Source organism: Micromonospora sp. SD19 (assembly GCF_054462275.1).
The window spans coordinates 420,370-437,812 of record NZ_JBTLMN010000003.1 but is presented as its reverse complement, the minus strand read 5'-3'; the positions used below and the strand labels follow the sequence as shown (position 1 = coordinate 437,812).

Genomic DNA, 17,443 nt, shown 5'->3' with positions numbered 1-17,443 from the left:
GGTGAACTGTCAAGAATGAGGAGGGCACGTGGCACAGATGAAGCGGACCGTCATCGTCGCGAGCGCGATGGTCGCACTAACGGCCTGCGCTCCCGCGGGTTACGACCCCGCGAACTCGAGCGCGGCGGAGCCGGTCGCCGTCGCCGCGGCCGAGCCCACCGCGACGGTTGAACCCGAGGTGTCGGCGTCCGCGGAGGCGCCGGCCGCCGACGCGCCGCCCGCGGACGTCGACCTGACCGAGAAGTTGGTCGGTAAGAGCGTCGCCCGGATGGGCAAGGTGGTCACCGACCAGGACGGCTGGATCCTGTACCGCTTCGACAAGGACACCGCCGACCCGCCGTCGTCGAACTGTGTCGACAAGTGCGCCGAGGTGTGGCCCCCGGCACTGACCGACGGCAACCCGGAGCTCACCGGCGTCTCCGACGACAAGGTCGGCAGCGTGACCCGGCAGGACGGCACCCGTCAGCTCACCGTCGGCGGCTGGCCGGTCTACCGCTACATCGGTGACAAGAAGCCCGGCCAGTGGAAGGGCCAGGCTGTCGGTGGCACCTGGTTCGTGGTCCAGCCGGACGGCAAGAAGAACCTGAGCTGCCTGCCCAAGGGCACCCCGAAGGCGGTCGCGCCGCCGTCGGACAGCGGCTCCAACGACGCCGGGGGTTCGGGCTACTCGTACTGAGCCTGACCGCCCGCGAGGGCACGGTGGTCGGTCGTCGCCGGGGAGGGCGCGACCGGCCACCGTCGTGTCCGGGGGTGGGTCAGGCCCGTTCCCACGGGCTCGGCACCGGGAAGTACGTCTCCAGGAACGGGATGAGCAACGCCATCTGCGCGTCGAGGTCCTCCTCGACGGAGAACGCGTCGTTGAGGCAGAACACCTGCCGGTCCCGGCGGGCGAGCAGGTGCGCCAACCGGGCGGGTGTGTCCGGGTGGGACAGCTCGGCGATGGTGTACCGCAGGTCCCCCGGTGCCGCGCGTCCGGTGTGGAAGGCGTAGTAGTGATGCAGCGACGAGGCGATCGACAGGTCGTCCATGCTGCGGAACTGACTCGCCGCGGTCCGCCGGTACTGCTGCGGGAACGTCTGCTCGATCTCCTGGAGCACGCTGCGCCGCAGCGCGTGCGGCATGTGCTTCATCTTCTGGGTCAGTACGGTGCCGAACCGCTCCGCGATCAACGCGCGGTTGTTCTTCCCGGCCGCCGAGGACGGGATGTCCCCGGCGGTGGGTGGCCCCGGCGGCACCAGCGCCGGCGAGGGGAAGAACCGGGAGATGCCGTTGGCCAGGAAGAAGTCCTGGGGCAGCACCTCGGTGCCGAGGAAGACGTCGTCGTTGAAGTACAGGAAGTGCTCGGAGAGCCCGTCGATGTGGTGCAGTTGACTCTCGATGGCGTGCGAGTTGTACGTCGGCAGCACCGTCGGGTCGGTGAAGATCTCCCGGTGGCTGACCACCCGCAGCCCGCTGGCGGACGGGTCCAGCCAGACCGGCACCTGGTCGTCGGTCACCACGTAGACGTGGCGTACCCAGGGCGCGAAGAGGTGCAGCGACCGCAGCGAGTAGCGCAGCTCGTCGCGGCTGAGGAAGCGGGCCGCGCTCGCCGCCTCCGCGTGGTACGGCACCCCGGCCACCTCGGCCCGTCGCCGTAGCCAGGCCGGGTCGGTGCCGTCGACCCAGGTGTAGACCACGTCGACCGGGAACGGCACGTCGTCGGGGCGCGGTGCGGCGAACTCCGGACGGGTCCAGGCGGTGGCCGGCGCGGAGGGGGACGCCAACCCGGTGAACCGCGACTCCGGTACGAGCACCAGCGGCGCCGCTACCGTCACCTGTTCGGCCACGGCGTTGGACCGCGGCGCGACAAGCGTGTCACCCTCCCGGGTCCAGAACTCGACGTCGCACCCGTACGCCTGCCCCAGCACCAGCCGACGCTGGGGGTCCGTCCAGTACCAGGTCAGCCGTACCACCGGGGCGTCCGCCAGCCGGTCCCAGGTCTTCGTCTCGAACCCGGCGGCCGGTTGCCCGGTGCCCTCCGGCACCGAGACGTAGCCGGGGACCCGGCCGCACGCGGCGGCGAGCGCGGCGCACGCCTGCGCGCGGTGGGTGGCCTCGACAGCCACCACCGACGAGCGGTGGGACTCCCCCCGCACCCGGAAATGGGGTACGCCGGCCTCGTCGAGCGCCGCCGTCACCGCGGTGAGATTGTCCAACCGTGCCATCAGAGGGGTGACCGACGCCCCGATCCGGGCCACCCGGGGCCCTCGGTCGGCGGTGACGACCACCCGGTCCGCGCCAGCCAGCAACTCCGGCTGGCGGCGGGCCAGCCGCTCGCCCCGGCGCTCGGAGAGGTGGCCGTCGCGGGCGGCCCGGGCGACCCACTGCTTCAGCTGGTGCCGGGCCCGGGGGCTCACCTTCGTCGCGATGGCACGCCGGGTCTGCGGGCTGAGCACCCGCCGGTACACCTCGACGAACCCGGTGGGTTCGGCCAGTGCCCGGGGTGGCTCGCCCGGGGTGGGCGTCGGTCCGGTCACGCTTGTCCCTTCCCTGCGTCCGGGTTCACGGACGGTCAACGACGACGATCGACAGTTCGCTGTCGCGGGTGTAGTACGGCCGGACCCGCAGCAGTGGCGCCGGGTCCTCCTCGACGAGTTCCAGTCCTGGGTCGTCCACCAGGTATATCTCCGGATAGTTGTAGACGAGCTTCTTGTCGACCACGTCGTCGACGAGCAGACCCAAGCGGACCTCCCGATCCGTGTCGGCTCGCCGTAGCCAGAGATCCCAGTCCTCGTAACGGCCCAGTCGGTGTGCGGCCAGTTCGTCGACGGCCACGTCGATGCGCAGATGACCGCTACGGGTCCGCAGAACCGGCACGGAGACCATGCCCTCGCGGTGGCCGCGTCGGTGCAGCACGGCCCGGTCGGGGGTGCCCGAACCGCACCAGACGGCCTCGATCGACACCCGCTCGCCGCTGAGCGCGATCCGCCGCACCTCCGCGTGCTCCTCCCGCACCCAACTGCGTACGGCCAGAAAGCCGTCCGCCGTTCGGTAGGGCAGGTGCGCACGGATCGGGTTTGCACCGCTCGGACCATCCACCGGTTGGTATCCGCCGGCGAGTACCCGCGTGTCGATCCGGTCGGGCGTCAGTCGCTGGCGCGCCCCCGTTACCGGCTGCACGTACGCGTTCCAGCGGCCCTCCGGCAGCGCGTCGGCGGGCAGCACCACCGACTGGTAGATCCCGTCGTCCTGTGGTTCCAGTGGCATCCGCACCTTCTGCCCGCTGTCGCGGTCGCGCAGGAGCAGGTGCGCACCCGCCGCGAGCCCGGACGCGTTGACATGCAGGCTGAGACCGTGGTCCGGCAACACCTGGCAGTTCACCTTCGGCCCAGCGCCCGGCGCGGCAGCCCGCCGACGGATCGCCTTCTGCAACCGGGCGGAGGTGGCCCGAGCCTGCCGGATGCGGGAGAGGCGGACCAGAGCACCCATGCTCGCCCGGCGAGCCAGGTCGCTGCCGGCGATCCCGCGCAGCAGCGGGTCGCCCAACAGCCGCGCCAGACCAGGTTCCCGGACCACCTCACCGCCACGAGCCAACACCGAACGGCCGGTTCTCGGTCCCTTGGCCGACCGGGTGACCCGCGACGGCCGCCCGGTTGCCGGGCCTCGCTCAGCCAGCACGGCGGCGCACTGCTGGGCGAAGGACTCGGCCAGCGTGTCCGGATCGAACCGCGCCGCGTTCACCAGCGCCAGCTTGGCCAGCCTGGCCCGGAGGTCGTCGTCGCTCATCAGCGTCCGCAGCGCGGAGGCGTAGGCGTTGATGTCGTCCATCGGGACCAGCAGGCCGTCGACGCCGTGCTGGATGATCTCCCGGGGGCCTACCGGGCAGTCGGTACTGACAACGGGAAGGCCGAGCCGCATCGCCTCCACGATCGTCATGCCGAACGACTCGCGTTCTGAGGAGACTGCGGCGATGGAGCCCTTGACCCACTCCGTGGACATGTCCTCGCGCCGGCCCATCAGTTGGACCTGGTCGGACAGGCCCAACTCACGGATCTGTGCGGTCAGCGCGGGGCGTTGCGGGCCGTCGCCGTAGATCCGCAACTTCCAGTCCGGGTGGTCGCCGGCGATCCTCGCGAAGGCGGCGATGAGCCGGTCGTACCGCTTGATCGGGTCGAGCCGACCGGCGGTGACCACGATCCGGTTGGACCCGTCGGTGGGCGGGACCGTGGGCTGGGGAACGCTGTTCGGCAGCGCCTCGACGCGAGTGTGGGGCACCGGATTGCCGGAACGGAACGCGGCGGCGTCAGCCTCGGTCACCGTGAAGGCCAGATCGATCCGGTCGTACGAGAGCCGGATCTCCTCCTTCAACGCGTCATCGATCAGGTCCTGTGTCATGTGCTCCTGCGCCACAAGGACCGCGTGGTCGGGGCCGTGCCGCGCCACCACCAGGTTGATGCCCGGCCGGGTTCCCACGACCACGTCAGCCGAGGTCGAGCGCAGATAGCCGATCATCCGTTCGTCGGTGAGCCGGCTGTACTGGGTGTGGAACTCCTCGCTCTTCGGCACCAGCAGGGACGGCTCCCGAAGCTGGGGATCGGCCCGGTCGGGACGTCGCGGCCGGGTGTCGACGAGAGCCACCAGCGCGATCCGGTCATCGATGTCGAACATCGGCTGGTCGGTACGGCGGAACACGGAGGCGATCTCGACGTCGTGACCTTGGCCCACCAGGGCGGTCGCCAGGTTGAGTACGGCTCGGTTGGTGCCGCCCACGCCGTACATGTTGTGGATCAGGAAGGCGAACTTCACCCGATGGTCCTCAGTTCGTAGGGGCTGGGGACCGGGAAGTACGCCTCCATGAACGGTTCGAGGATGGTCATCTGGTGCTGCAACTGGGCGAAGGTCGAGTAGGCGTCGTTGATGCAGAAGGTGTCCCAGTCCCGCCGTGCCTCCGCCCGGCGCAGCCGTGCCTCCAGGTCGGGTACCGCGAGCTGGACGTAGCCGTAGTTGACGCGACCGGGCAGCGCGCGGCCGGTCAGGAACGCGTAGTAGTGGTGCAGTGAGTACGTGATGGTCAGGTCGTTGGCACTGCGGAATCGACTGCGCATGGTGGCCTCGTGCTCGACCGGGAACTCCCGCTCGATCTCCGCGAGGATGCTGCGCCGCAGCGGATAGGGCACGTGCTGGCTGCCCTGGGTGAGGGTACGGCCGAACCGCTTTTCGATCAGTGCCCGGTTGTTCTTGATCATCGCGTCCACCGGGGAGTCCAACTCGCTGATCTCGCCGAGCGGAATTCGGTTCTGGGACAGGAAGAACTTGGTGTTGCCGTTGGCCAGAAAGAACGTCTGCGGCGCCAGCGGGCGACCGAAGAACATGTCGTCGTTGAGGTACAGGAAATGCTCGGCGAGGCCGTCGATGCGGTGCAACTGACTCTCGATAGCGCAAGAGTTGAAGGTCGGCAGCGCGTCCGGGGCCGCAAAGATCTCCTCGTGGTTGACCAGGAAGATGTTGCCAGCGCTCAGGTCGAGCCAGGCGGGCCGTTGGTGGTCGGTCACGATGTAGATGTTGCGAACCCACGGCGCGTTCAGATGCAGAGACCGCAACGAGAACTTCAGCTCGTCCCGGTTGATGTACCGGGACTCACTCGCCGCCTCAGCGTGCAACGACTCGCCACGGACGCCCGCGCGGCGCTGCTGCCACTCTGGATCCGCGCCGTCGACCCAGGTGTAGACAACGTCGATCGGGAAGTCGATGTCGTCCGGGAGCAGGTGGTCGAACTCGGGGCGGCTACGGCGGGGCGGGTGCCACTTCACCGGGGACGCGAGGCGGCTCAGCCGGTGCTCGCCCACCTGTACCGGCGTGCCGTCCAGTGCCACCGCCCGCATCATCCGGTTGGGCCGGGGCGAGCGGAGCAGTCCGGCCTTCCGGTCGGGCTTCCAGAACTCGATGTCGCAGCCGTACGCCGGGCCCAGGATCAGCTTCAGGCTCGGGTCCGCGCGGAACCAGGTCAGCTTGATCGCCTGCGCGGCGTACAGCTCGGTCCAGGCCGGCGCCTCCGACGCGTCGGTGAGCCCGCCGACGATCGGCGGCCGGGGCAGTACCTGGCTCACATAGCAGGTCTCCGCCCCGCCGAGCTTCTCCAGTGCGCCAAGTGCGGCCAACCGGTCGACCTCACTCACGCCGATGACCGGCGTCCGGTCGTCCATGCCGCGCACGAGGAAGTAGTCCACCCCGTGCGCCTCCAGCGCGCCGCTCACCGCGTCGACGTTCAGCTGACGCCCCAGGATCGGAGTCAGGTCGGCATGCACGTGCGCGGTACGACGTCCACCGTCGACCAGGACCTCACGCAGCTCGCCCGGGCCATGCCCAGCGCCGCCCGCCGGCACGGACCCGGCCACGTTGACGGCCCGGGATGGTACGACCGCGCGCTGCGGTGCCACCGGCGTGTTGTTCACGGCACTTCCTTCATCGATGTCACTGACGATCCGAATCGTTGCGGTCGCGAGACGCGTAGGCCACCCGCTGTCGACACGGCCAGGACGACGGGGCGGCCGCTGCCGTCAACCTGCACCGCGTGCCCACCGGTGATCGGCGTCGCCTCACGAAACCATCGGCAGGGCGTCGGCCCGTCCGGGTCCAACCAGGCGACGCTGGAACCGGAAGCGTCGTCGCGGACCGCGAGCAGGACCGCGCCCGCCCGGGAAACGTACCGGACGCTCAGCGGGCCGGGACCACCGTGTCCGCCGAGGTCGGCCGCCGTCGACAGGTCCCACTCCCGACCGGCCCCCCGGGTGCGGTACGACAACAACGACGCCGAGTCCCGTCGTCGGAACAGCAGCAGCCGCTCGCCGTCAGGCAGCCGCGTCACGGCGGGGGGACCCGCCGGTGCCTCCGTCCCCAGCACGGCGTACTCGGCCGTGAGTTCCGGTACGGAGACCAGCCAACGTGCGGTCCCGGTACGCGCCGCGGCGAAGACCTCCACGATGTGGCCGTCGAGCGCGACCGCGGTCAGGCCGTCCTGGACGTCCCGGCCGCCGAGATCCTGCCACCGCGTCCAGGACGTCCCGTCGTGCAACCGACAACTCAGTCCCTTGTCGGCGTTGCGGACGAGCAGCAGAACGCCACCGCCGGGCAGCGGGACGGCGTGCGGCATGCCGAGGTGCCGACGCTTCGACGGATCGTCGAGCCCGGCGGGGTTGCCGAGCGACTCCCAGCGGACGTCCGTGTCACCCGGGGCCGCCGGCAGCACGGTCGTGCAGATGTCACGAACGTGTCGGTCGGGCTCAGCCGTGATCTTCTGCCGCACCGTGAACAGCCGCAAGCCACCGTCCGCGGCGGCCAGCGCGACGACGTGCGGCAGGAACCCGGCGCCGGCGAGCTCCCGTCCTGGGGAGAACGCACCGGTGTCGGTCTGCTGCCAGTGGACCACCTGGCCGCCGCGTACCGCGAAGGCTGACAACCTGCCGTTCGGGCCCGGCGCGGACCATGCCTGCGAGCCGGGATAGCGCAAGGTGGTGCCTGACGCGTTCCCACCCCCGATCGCGTCGCCCCCGACCTTGCGGTCACCGCGGCCCACTGGACCGTCGGCGGGCAGACCGTCCGCCCAGCCGTAGATGTCCTTGTACCGCTGTTTGACTGCCCGCGCCTCGGGACTGAGGTTGGACGGCCACCGCCGGACGTAGTAGCCGCGGAACGCCTCGACGGACGTGGCTTTGCCACCCCCTTCGGCGAACCACCGTTGGGCCGCCTCGTGTGCGAACAGTCCGGTGACGGTGTGGGCAATGTGGTCGGAGTAGTCACCGGTGTCGGCGTGCTGCGGGTTCGCCCTGTCGTGCAGTTGACGGTCCGGGTCCGGGTCCATCGTCCACAGCAACGTCGGCTCGACCTCGCGCAGGAGGTGCAGCAGCGCTCCGATCAGCCTCTCCCGGGAGTAGACGAAGCTCCCGGAGACCGGCGAACCGAGCGGCACCATGGTGGGTGTGACGGTTGCTTCGCCGGTCCACAGGCGCTGCAGTGGGCCAGCCTCGCTTGGCGAGCCGGGGGGCGGCGTGCACCAGAGGTTGAGAGACACCAGCCGGATCTGTGGCGCGTCGACAAGTGTCGAGAGATCCGCCTCGATGCCCGGAGCCACGGTGACCGCATCCCGGCGCCACTTGGCGTCCCGATCGCCGAGAACCATCTCCCCGTACGCGCGCCGGAGCCCGTTGAATCGGGCGGCGGCGAAGCCCTCGAAGTTCACCGGCAGCGCGGCATGTGCCTCGGACCCGGCCGGAGCGTTACGTCCGTCCGCCTCACCGGCGGTCAGGCAGACGGTCACGTGCAGCTGGCTGTGGCGCAGCTGGTTGACGAGCAGCGGGTTCATGAAATAGAGGTCGTCGTCCTGATGGGCCACGATCGCCATGGACCGTGGGCTGCCGCTGAGCTGGCGATCAGACGTCACGGCGTTCCCCAACGGGGTCGGGTCCTCGGTAGGGCCGGTTCCTCCGGTCTGGAACCGCCTTGAAGTCGGTGACCGTGTTGAGCATGTTGTTGGGCATGGTGGGAGCGTCGATCGGGGCGCCCCGACGGGCGTCCTGCACCGAGCGGTACGAGCGCCGATACAGCTCCCCGGCGCCCACGCTCCGCCGCTCCGCCACCACGTCGTCCGGCAGCTCGAACGGGGCGGGGAAGGGCAGGTAGCGCGGCAGGAAGTCGGCCAGCATCCGCTCCTGCTCGGCGAACGTCCGAGGGTCGGAGTCGGTGTCGTTGAGGCAGAACACGTCGCGGTTGCGGCGGGCCAGCAGCTCGGCCAGTCGGGCGGGGGTCGAGGGGTGGCCCAGGTCGGCGTACTCGTACTCGATGTCGCCGGGGACGGCCTGCGCGGTCAAAAACGCCCAGTACTGGTGCAGCGACGACGGGATGGACAGGTCGCCGTGGTGCCGGAACCGGTGCCGGGCGGTGGCCATCACCTCGTCCGGCAGCGTGCCCTCGATCTGCTGCATGATGCTGCGGCGCAGCGCGAACGGGGTGTGCTTCATCTTCTGCGTGATGGTCACGCCGAACTGCCGCTGGATGTGCCGGCGGTTGTTCTTCCCGGCGGCCTTCACCGGCGGGTCCTCCGGCTTCGCCTCGCCCAGGCCGAACTGGGCCGGCGAGGGGAAGAACTTCGCGATCCCGTTGGCGTGGAAGAAGTGGTTGGGCAGCAGCGGGCGACCGAGGAACACGTCGTCGTTGAGGTAGAGGAAGTGTTCGGACAGGCCGTCGATGCGGTGCAGCCGCGACTCGATGGCGTGCGAGTTGTACGACGACCGGCCGCCGAGGTCGGCGAAGAGTTCGGCGTGCGAGATGACCGTGATCATCGGGTGGCTCGGGTCGAGCCAGCTCGGCAGTTGACTGTCGGTGATCAGGAAGATCCGCCGCAGCCAGGGCGCGAAGCTGTGCAGCGACCGCAGCGAATACCGCAGCTCGTCGCGGTTGTGATAGCGCGAGGAGTTCGCGGCGACCGCGTGCAGCGGGCCTTCGGGGGCGCCGAGCGCCAGCGACTTCCGCTTCAGCCACTGCGGGTCGGAGCCGTCCACCCAGGTGTAGACGGCGTCGATCGGGAAGCCGATCCGGTCCGGCGCTCGAACGGCCAGGTCCCGGCGGGTGCCGTAGGTGTGGTCGTCGGCCTCGGGCACGAAGTGGCTCATCAGCGCCGCCGCCACCCGGACCGGCTGAGCCCGGGCGGGTGCCTCGTCGACGACCCCGTTGCGCCGCGGCGCGCGGACCATGTCCCCGTGCCGGCTCCAGAACTCGATCTCGCAGGCGAACTGCGCGCCGAGGACCACACCGGCGCGGGTGTCGGTCACCGGGAAGCAGACCTGGATCACCTCGGTCGGGGTGGCGTCCGGTTGGTCCCGACGGGGCTGGACCTGCACCACCCGGACGTCCGCGCCGGCCAGTGCGGGGGCGGAGCGGATCAGGCGTTGTACCGCCGGCCGGTGGTCGTCCAGGACCGCGACGGTGCTGCGCAGGTGGTCGTCGTTACGGATGCAGTGGTATTCGATGCCGGCCGCGTGCAGCGCGGTGGTGACGGCCGTGAGGTTGCGGTGCCACTGCTGCAACGGGGTCGCCGTGGCGACGACCTCGGCCCGGGTGCGAACGCCACCGTCGGTCACTGCCACCCGGGCGCCGAGGGGATGCACCGTGTCGCCGCCGCGCGGGCGGGAGAGCGTCTGCACCAGGCCCATCCGCCGGTGCGCGGGCAGCATGCCCAGCAGTCGCCGCCGGGCCGGTGACGGCAGGAGTCGGTAGATCTTCAGGGCGATCATGCGCTGGGCCGTCCGTTCGCTACGGCCGCCTCGTCAGCGGGCACCGTTCAGCCCTGCGTACGGTTGGCGGGGCGACGTCCCACTCGCGATGATTCGACACACACCCGTGCGGCCATCACTGCATGCCTTTCCACAGATCCCCCGTTGGCACCGCGTGGCGATCTGGCGTCAACCGCGCGTCGCCTGGCGGCGGCTGGCGGCGGACACCGATCTCCGGGCCGGACCGCGTTCTCCCGTGAGGGACGACGTTGGCCGCCGCAGGTGGCCCGGGGCAGTGCATGTTACCTGCAGGCCATCAAATAACCACATGATCGATACCTGGCCTACAGGTAAAAATGGCATAAGGGCGGTATGGGGGTATTCGAGAAGATAATCCTGGCCATTCGGGTGGTTCAATGACACCGGGTCGGTCGACCGAACGTACCCTCGCGAAGCTGCTCAACTCCGCGTGCGACCGGTACGGCCGATCGCCGGCCGCTGCCGTGACCTGGCAGAGTAGCGGGGTGACCGAGACCGGACCCGCCGCGACGAGGGTGCTGCACCCACCGGTCGGCTACCGGCTGGCCGCTTCGGTCCGCGCGCTCACCTTCAGCCCGTACGACCCGTGCGCCCGGGTGGCGGCCGGCACCTTCTGGTGGGCGACCCGCACCCCGGGAGGTCCAGCCACGCTCGCGCTGCGACCGGCCGGCGGGGAGCTGCTCGCCGAGGGGTACGGGCCGGGGGCCGAGCACGTCCTCGCCCGCGCCGACGCGATCGCGGGGCTGCGTGACGACCTGACCGGCTTCACCGAGCTGGCCTCGGCGCACCCGCTGGTCGCCCGGCTGGCCCGGGAGCACCGAGGGCTCCGGATGCCCGCCACCGGGCAGGTCTTCCCCCGGCTGCTGCGCGCGGTCTTCGAACAGAAGGTCACCGGCAAGGAGGCCTACCGGGCGTACGCGGCGATGGTGCGGCACTTCCGGGAACCGGCTCCCGGGCCGCTCCAGCCGCTGCTCCTACCGCCCGAGGCCGCCGCGGTGGCCGCCACCCCGTACTGGGTGTTCCACCCGTTCGGGGTGGAGCAGCGTCGGGCCGACACGCTTCGTCGCGCCGCGGCGCTCGCCGACCGCCTGGAGCGCAGCACCGACGCCACCGACGCCACCCGTCGGCTCACCGCGATCCCCGGCATCGGGCCGTGGACGGCCGCCGAGGTGGTCCGGATCGCCTACGGGGACCCGGACGCGGTCAGCGTCGGCGACTACCACATCCCGAACACGGTGGCCTGGGCGCTGGCCGGCGAACCGCGGGGCGACGACGCCCGGATGTTGGCCCTGCTGGAGCCGTTCCGAGGTCACCGGGGCCGGGTGTGTCTGCTGCTGGAGGCCGCCGGCATCCGGGCGCCGAAGTACGGCCCTCGGGCCCCGATCCGCTCGTTCGCCGGCTACTGACCCGTTGGGGCGGACGCGCTCACCGGCCGGCGCAGAGCCGACACGGTACGGCCCAGCCTGCACCCACCGATGCGGCGGCGGGAGAGCCCGACTGTCAGCCCCGCTCGCAGCGACGCCGGAGCCCGTCGGCCTCCATCCGCAGGTAACGGCGGAGCAGCCCGCCGTACAGCCGGCCGATCAGGCCGGCCAGCGGACCGGACTGGTCGATGGCCAGCTCGACGCGGGTACGCCCGTCGGGCAGCGACAGCAGCCGGTGCTCCCCCGTGGTCCGCACACCCGGCGCGCCGGAAACCCACACGAACTCCCGCCGCTCGGTCAACTCGGTGACCCGCCAGAGGGCCGGCCGCAGCTTCGGCTGCGTCAGTCGGGCGGTCGCGCCGACGGCGAGCGGCCCCGGTTCCCCCCGCTCGACCTGGGTCACCGAGTCGGTCCACTCGGGCCAGCTCCCCACGTCGACGAGCACCGCCCAGACCTGCTCGGCGTCCGCGGCGATCTCGGTATCGGCCTCGAACCGCATCACATTTCCTCCCCGGCGGCGCCGCTCGGCACCGCCCCGGGTACGGACGAGGCCGCCGCGAGCATTGTGACAGTCCGAGCCTCCTCAGTGGAGGCCGGCGGCCGGCCCGCGGTCAGGCGGCCTCGTGCAGGTCGGCCAGGGTGAGTGGGGTACGCCGACGCAGCAGCTCCTCCAGCTCCGGCACCGAGCCGACCTCGCCCAGCACGTTGCGGCCACCGCCGAACCGCTCCGGGTAACGGCGGGTCAGCCGGAAGCGGTAGCGGCCCCGGATCAGCTCGACGCTCACCCGCCACCGCCCGCAGCAGTCACAGACCCACTCGGACACCTCGCGAAAGTAGCTCTGACCTGGGGTTATTCGATTCGCCCGGTCGGGACGAGCGACGCGTAGACGGACACGCCGCCCCGGCACCCACGGTGATCTGCCTCACGACTGTCGGCACCGTCTGATTGACTGGTCGGCGTGGACCTGCCGATCAACCCTCCGGTCGAGCCGATGCTGGCCAAGAGTGTTCCCAAGCTGCCCACCACCCCCGGGGTGACCTACGAGCCCAAGTGGGACGGGTTCCGCTGCATCGTGTTCCGCGACGGCGACGAGGTCGAGTTGGCCAGCCGGGGCGGCAAGTCGATGACCCGCTACTTCCCCGAGGTGGTCGAGCAGGCCCGCCGGCAGTTGCCGCAGCGGTGCGCGGTCGACGGTGAGTTGATCGTGATTCGGCGCGACGGGCCGAGCGGCCAGCCCCGGCTGGATTTCGAGCTGCTGGCCCAGCGTGTCCACCCCGCCGCGTCCCGGGTGAAGATGCTGGCCGAGACCACCCCGGCCGACTTCGTCGCCTTCGACCTGCTGGCCATCGGTGACGAGGCGCTGCTCGACCAGCCATACCCGCGCCGCCGGGAGCGGCTGGTCCAGGCGCTGGCCGGGGTGCGTCCGCCGGTGCACGTCACCCAGGTCACCACCGATCCGGACACCGCCCGGCGCTGGTTCGACGTCTTCGAGGGCGCCGGGTTGGACGGTCTGATCGTCAAGCCGGCCGACCTGCCGTACGAGCCGGGCAAGCGCTTGATGTTCAAGGTCAAGCACGCCCGCACCGCTGACGCGGTGGTGGCCGGCTTCCGCTGGCACAAGTCCGGCCCGGTGGTCGGTTCGCTGCTGCTCGGCCTGTACGACGACGCCGGGGTCCTGCACCACGTGGGGGTGAGCGCGTCGTTCAGCATGGCCCGCCGCGCCGAGTTGCTCGACGAGCTGGCGCCCTACCGGGACACCGGCGGCGAGCACCCGTGGGTGCACGGCGACCACGAGCGCGGCCAACGCATCCCGGGTGGGGTGAGCCGGTGGACCGGCACGAAGAACCTGGAGTGGGAGCCGGTGCGCCCGGAGCTGGTGGTCGAGGTGGGCTACGACGCGATGGAGGGCGAACGCTTCCGGCACACCGCCCAGTTCGTCCGGTGGCGCCCGGACCGCGACCCCCGGTCCTGCCGCTACGACCAGCTCGACCGGCCGATCCGCTTCGACGTCGACCAGGTGCTGCGCGGCGATCCGACGGCCACCGTGGACCGCGCCGCCACCGGCCCGGCGTAGCCTGGCCGTCGACCCGATCCCGGAGGACCACGTGACCCGCACCGCCGACCAGCCTCGGATGGCGACCAGCCGCCGGGTCCGTCGCACTCTCGTCGCCTTCGGCGTCGCCGCGCTGCTCACCGCCGGTTGCACGCTGCCGGCGTTCGCGCCGCGCACCGAGGTGGAGGGCGCGGCTGCCCCGACCGGCAGCGCACCCACCTGGCGGCCGTGCCCGGAGGTGCCCGACGAGCTGGTCGGGCGTGGCGCACCGAACATGCGCTACGAGTGCACCCGCATCGCCGTGCCCCGTGACTGGGGCACCGGCGGCGGGGCGAGCACCGGCCCGGGCGCCGGGGAGACCTTCGAGATCGCCCTGCTGCGCGCCCGGTCCACCAAGCAGCGCGACCGGGTGGGCTCGCTGGTGGTCAACCCGGGCGGTCCGGGCGGGTCCGGCGTCGACACCGCCGTCTACCTGTCCTTCGGCCCCCAGTTCGGCGGGCTGCCCACGTCGATCACCGAGCGCTTCGACATCGTCGGCTTCGATCCGCGCGGGGTGTCCCGGTCCAGCCCGGTGAAGTGCATCTCCGACGCCGACCTGGACGCCAGCTTCGGTTACGACCCGGACCCGGCGAGCCAGGCGGCATTCGACGGCTTCGTCGGCCTGAGCCAGCGCATCGGGCGCGGCTGCGGCGACCGGTACGGCGACCAGTTGCCGCTGTACGGCACCGAGCAGGCCGCCCGGGACATGGACGCGGTACGCGCCGCCGTGGGCGACGACAAGCTCACCTACCTGGGCTACTCGTACGGCACCCTGCTCGGCGCCACGTACGCCCAGCTGTACCCGCAGCGGGTGCGGGCGCTGGTGCTCGACGGCGCGGTCGACCCGCAGCAACGGTTGGTCGAGGGCTCGGAAAGCCAGGCCCGCGGCTTCGAACGGGCCTTCACCAACTTCACCACCTGGTGCGCGGCGAACGCGGGCCGCTGCCCGATCGCTCCGGACGCCCGCGCGGCCGTCACCTCGGCCATCGACAAGGCCAAGGTCTCCCCGGTACGCGGCGCGGACGGGCGGGAGGCCACCGCCGGCTGGGTGTTCTACGCCGTCATCTCCTCGCTCTACACCGAGTCGGGTTGGCAGGAGCTGGCACAGGCGATCGACAAGCTGGCCGAGGGCGACCCGAAGGACGTGTTCCGGCTCGCCGACGCGTACGCCGGCCGGGAGGACGACGGGCACTACTCGAACCTGTTCGACGCCAACCTGGCCATCAACTGCGCCGACGAGACTGAGAAGCCGAGCCGGGAGCAGATCCGACAGTTGCAGTCGCAGTGGCGCGCGAAGTATCCGCTGTTCGGGCCGGCGTTGGCGGTCGGCATGTTGAGCTGCGTCGAGTGGCCGGGCGGGCGTGACCCCTACCCGACCGGCAAGGCGAACGGCGCGCCGCCGATCGTGGTGGTCGGCACCACCGGCGACCCGGCGACACCGTACGAGCAGACCCCCCGGCTCGCGTCGATGCTGGGCGTCGGCCGGGTGCTGACCTGGGAGGGCGAGGGGCACACCGCGTACCCGCAGACGTCCTGCATCACCGATGCGGTCGACGCCTACCTGCTCGACCTGACGGTCCCCCGGGAGGGCCTGCGCTGCCCGCCCCGCTGAGCGGTGTGACAGGCTCCCGGCATGACCGATCTGATCTACCGGGAAGCGGTCCGGGCTGACCTGCCCGCCGTCATCGCCCTGCTCGCCGACGACGTGCTGGGCAAGGCCCGCGACTTCACCGAGGTCGACGAGGCGTACGAGCGGGCGTTCGCGGCCATCGACGCCGACCCGCGCAACCAGCTGATCGTGGCCGAGCAGGGCGGCGACCTGGTCGGCTGCCTGCAGATCACCTACATCCCGGGTCTGGGTCGGCACGGCAGCGAGCGGTCACTGATCGAGTCGGTCCGGGTCCGCTCCGACCGACGTGGCCAGGGGTTGGGCCGGGACCTGATGACCTGGGCGATCGACCAGGCCCGGCAGCGCGGCTGCGCGCTGGTGCAGCTCACCACCGACAAGACCCGCGCCGACGCACACCGCTTCTACCTGGGCCTCGGCTTCGTGGCCAGCCACGAGGGCATGAAGCTCGCCCTCTGACCGCACACGGGCTACGTTCGCCGCCATGAGCCAGCCGAGGAGCCCCGGGAGCCCGCAGCAGCGCCCACCACGGCGTCGGCGAGGTCTGCTGCTCCTGGCGGTCGGGGTGGTGCTGCTGGTGGCGGCGTTCTGGCTGCCCGGGTGGCGCAGCGTGTACCCCGACCGGACCGAGGTCGTCCCGGGCGCACGGCTGGTCGGTTGGGCGTTGCCCTTCGCGGTGATCGCCGCCGGCTGCGCGGTGCTCTCGCTGACCACCACGGGGGGTCCCGCTCGTCGGGTGTGGCGGCAGGCCAGCCGCGGACTGCTCATCGCCAACGCGCTCGCCTGCGGCAGCCTCACCGGCGTGTACTGGTACTTCGAGGCCGAGGATCCCTTCGTCGGCCACGAGCTGCTCTCGACCGCGCCGGGCCCCGGCATCGTGCTGGCCCTGGTGGGCTGCCTCCTGATCCCGCTCGCCGGCGCGCTTCCCGAGCGCCACCAACCCGCCGACCAGCCCGGAGGCAACCAGCCCGAGGGCATCCAGCCTGGGGGCAACCAGCCTGGGGGCAACCAGCCCGAGGACAACCAGCCCTGACCGGGCCGGGCGCCGTTGATGCCGGACGGGGGCCAGCACTTCTCCCTCGGGCCCTTTGGAGCTGATGTCGTAAACGATTCACCGCCGCGATTCAGCTACGACATCAGCTCCACAGTGGGCGCGACCACCATGCCCTACCTGTCGCGCCGGCCGCCCGACAAGCCGACAACAGCCAGCCCCCGACAACAGCCAGCGCCCGACAGCGGCCAGCGCCCGACAGCGGCCAGCGCCCAAGAGCGCCAGCCGTCGACAGCGCTCAGCCGTCGACCAGACGACCGTCGCGCAGGACGAGAACCCGGTCGGCGAGGTCGATCAGGGCCGGATCGTGCGTGGCCACCAGTGCGGTCATGCCGCGGGCGTGCACCACCGCGCGCAGCAGGTCCATGATTGACCGCCCGGTCTCCGAGTCGAGCTGACCGGTGGGTTCGTCGGCGATGAGCAGGTCCGGCTCGTTGGCCAAGGCGCGGGCCACCGCGACCCGCTGCTGCTGCCCGCCCGAGAGTTCGTACGGGCGCTGCGCGGCGTGCCCGCCCAGGCCGACCAGTTCCAGCAGCACCGCGACGCGCTCTTCCCGCTCCGCAGCCGGCACCTGCGCCAGCCGCAACGGCACGCCCACGTTCTCGGCGGCGGAGAGGATCGGCACCAGCCCGAAGGTCTGGAACACGAACCCGACGGTGCCCCGGCGCAGCCGCAGCAGCTCCGCCTCCCCGGCGGAGGTCACCTCGTGCCCGGCCACCACCACCTGACCGCTGTCCGGTCGGTCCAGCCCGCCGATGAGGTTCAGCAGCGTGGTCTTACCGGCCCCGGAGCGGCCTCGGATGGCCACCAACTCGCCTCGCCCGGCAGTGAAGGACACGTCCCGCACGGCGTGCACGGCGTGCTCACCCCGGCCGAAGGTGCGGCTGACCCCACTGACGCGGACCACCTCGTCGGAGTTCGTCGTCAGCCCGCCGCCGAAGCCGGTCGCGCCGGTCACCACCATG

At 71.4% G+C, this 17,443-nt stretch carries 14 protein-coding genes; 6 read left to right on the top strand and 8 right to left on the bottom strand.

The window, feature by feature from the left end; all coding sequences use genetic code 11:
- Positions 1-28 precede the first annotated feature (28 nt).
- Positions 29-676 (top strand): hypothetical protein, encoded by a 648-nt coding sequence (locus ACX27O_RS14455; RefSeq protein ID WP_030336186.1) that lies wholly within the window; start codon positions 29-31, stop codon positions 674-676.
- 79 nt (positions 677-755) lie between these two features.
- On the opposite strand, the gene ACX27O_RS14450 is transcribed toward ACX27O_RS14455, so the two are convergent.
- Genes ACX27O_RS14450 through ACX27O_RS14430 form a run of 5 tightly spaced genes read right to left on the bottom strand, consistent with a single transcriptional unit; the run spans position 756 to position 10,265 of the window.
- Complete coding sequence (locus tag ACX27O_RS14450) at positions 756-2,516, bottom strand: stealth family protein (RefSeq protein WP_357633703.1); 1,761 nt, start codon at positions 2,514-2,516, stop codon at positions 756-758.
- A gap of 25 nt (positions 2,517-2,541) precedes the next feature.
- Complete coding sequence (locus tag ACX27O_RS14445; protein ID WP_458939553.1) at positions 2,542-4,785, bottom strand: glycosyltransferase family 4 protein; 2,244 nt, start codon at positions 4,783-4,785, stop codon at positions 2,542-2,544.
- A complete protein-coding gene (locus ACX27O_RS14440; protein WP_210858789.1) occupies positions 4,782-6,431 on the bottom strand; it encodes a stealth family protein in 1,650 nt (549 codons plus the stop codon). The genes ACX27O_RS14445 and ACX27O_RS14440 overlap by 4 nt, the downstream gene beginning before the upstream one ends.
- Positions 6,428-8,416, bottom strand: a complete 1,989-nt coding sequence (locus tag ACX27O_RS14435; protein WP_458939552.1) for a PIG-L family deacetylase — start codon at positions 8,414-8,416, stop codon at positions 6,428-6,430. The genes ACX27O_RS14440 and ACX27O_RS14435 overlap by 4 nt, the downstream gene beginning before the upstream one ends.
- A complete protein-coding gene (locus ACX27O_RS14430) occupies positions 8,406-10,265 on the bottom strand; it encodes a stealth family protein (protein ID WP_156057864.1) in 1,860 nt (619 codons plus the stop codon). The genes ACX27O_RS14435 and ACX27O_RS14430 overlap by 11 nt, the downstream gene beginning before the upstream one ends.
- Positions 10,266-10,768: 503 nt before the next feature.
- Between ACX27O_RS14430 and ACX27O_RS14425 the strand changes: the two genes are divergently transcribed.
- Complete coding sequence (locus tag ACX27O_RS14425; protein ID WP_458939551.1) at positions 10,769-11,689, top strand: DNA-3-methyladenine glycosylase family protein; 921 nt, start codon at positions 10,769-10,771, stop codon at positions 11,687-11,689.
- Between the two features lie 94 nt (positions 11,690-11,783).
- Here ACX27O_RS14425 and ACX27O_RS14420 read toward each other — a convergent pair whose 3' ends face one another.
- Together ACX27O_RS14420 and ACX27O_RS14415 are read right to left on the bottom strand one after the other, a co-directional pair.
- On the bottom strand, positions 11,784-12,206 hold the full coding sequence (locus ACX27O_RS14420; protein WP_030336200.1) for an SRPBCC family protein: 423 nt from the start codon (positions 12,204-12,206) through the stop codon (positions 11,784-11,786).
- Between the two features lie 112 nt (positions 12,207-12,318).
- Positions 12,319-12,531: a hypothetical protein gene (locus ACX27O_RS14415; protein WP_030336201.1), complete on the bottom strand. Its 213-nt coding sequence runs from the start codon at positions 12,529-12,531 to the stop codon at positions 12,319-12,321.
- Positions 12,532-12,666: 135 nt separating this feature from the next.
- Between ACX27O_RS14415 and ACX27O_RS14410 the strand changes: the two genes are divergently transcribed.
- The 4 genes from ACX27O_RS14410 to ACX27O_RS14395 are packed head-to-tail and all read left to right on the top strand — an operon-like array spanning position 12,667 to position 16,460.
- A complete protein-coding gene (locus ACX27O_RS14410) occupies positions 12,667-13,782 on the top strand; it encodes an ATP-dependent DNA ligase (protein ID WP_030336202.1) in 1,116 nt (371 codons plus the stop codon).
- 58 nt (positions 13,783-13,840) lie between these two features.
- Positions 13,841-15,412, top strand: coding sequence for an alpha/beta hydrolase (locus tag ACX27O_RS14405; protein ID WP_458939666.1), 1,572 nt, complete (start codon positions 13,841-13,843; stop codon positions 15,410-15,412).
- 21 nt (positions 15,413-15,433) lie between these two features.
- Positions 15,434-15,886 carry a GNAT family N-acetyltransferase gene (locus tag ACX27O_RS14400; RefSeq protein WP_030336204.1) on the top strand — a complete coding sequence of 151 codons (453 nt, stop codon included), beginning with the start codon at positions 15,434-15,436 and terminating at the stop codon, positions 15,884-15,886.
- Between the two features lie 25 nt (positions 15,887-15,911).
- Positions 15,912-16,460, top strand: a complete 549-nt coding sequence (locus ACX27O_RS14395; protein ID WP_458939550.1) for a hypothetical protein — start codon at positions 15,912-15,914, stop codon at positions 16,458-16,460.
- Between the two features lie 256 nt (positions 16,461-16,716).
- On the opposite strand, the gene ACX27O_RS14390 is transcribed toward ACX27O_RS14395, so the two are convergent.
- Positions 16,717-17,442 (bottom strand): ABC transporter ATP-binding protein, encoded by a 726-nt coding sequence (locus tag ACX27O_RS14390; protein WP_051708782.1) that lies wholly within the window; start codon positions 17,440-17,442, stop codon positions 16,717-16,719.
- Position 17,443 lies beyond the last annotated feature (1 nt).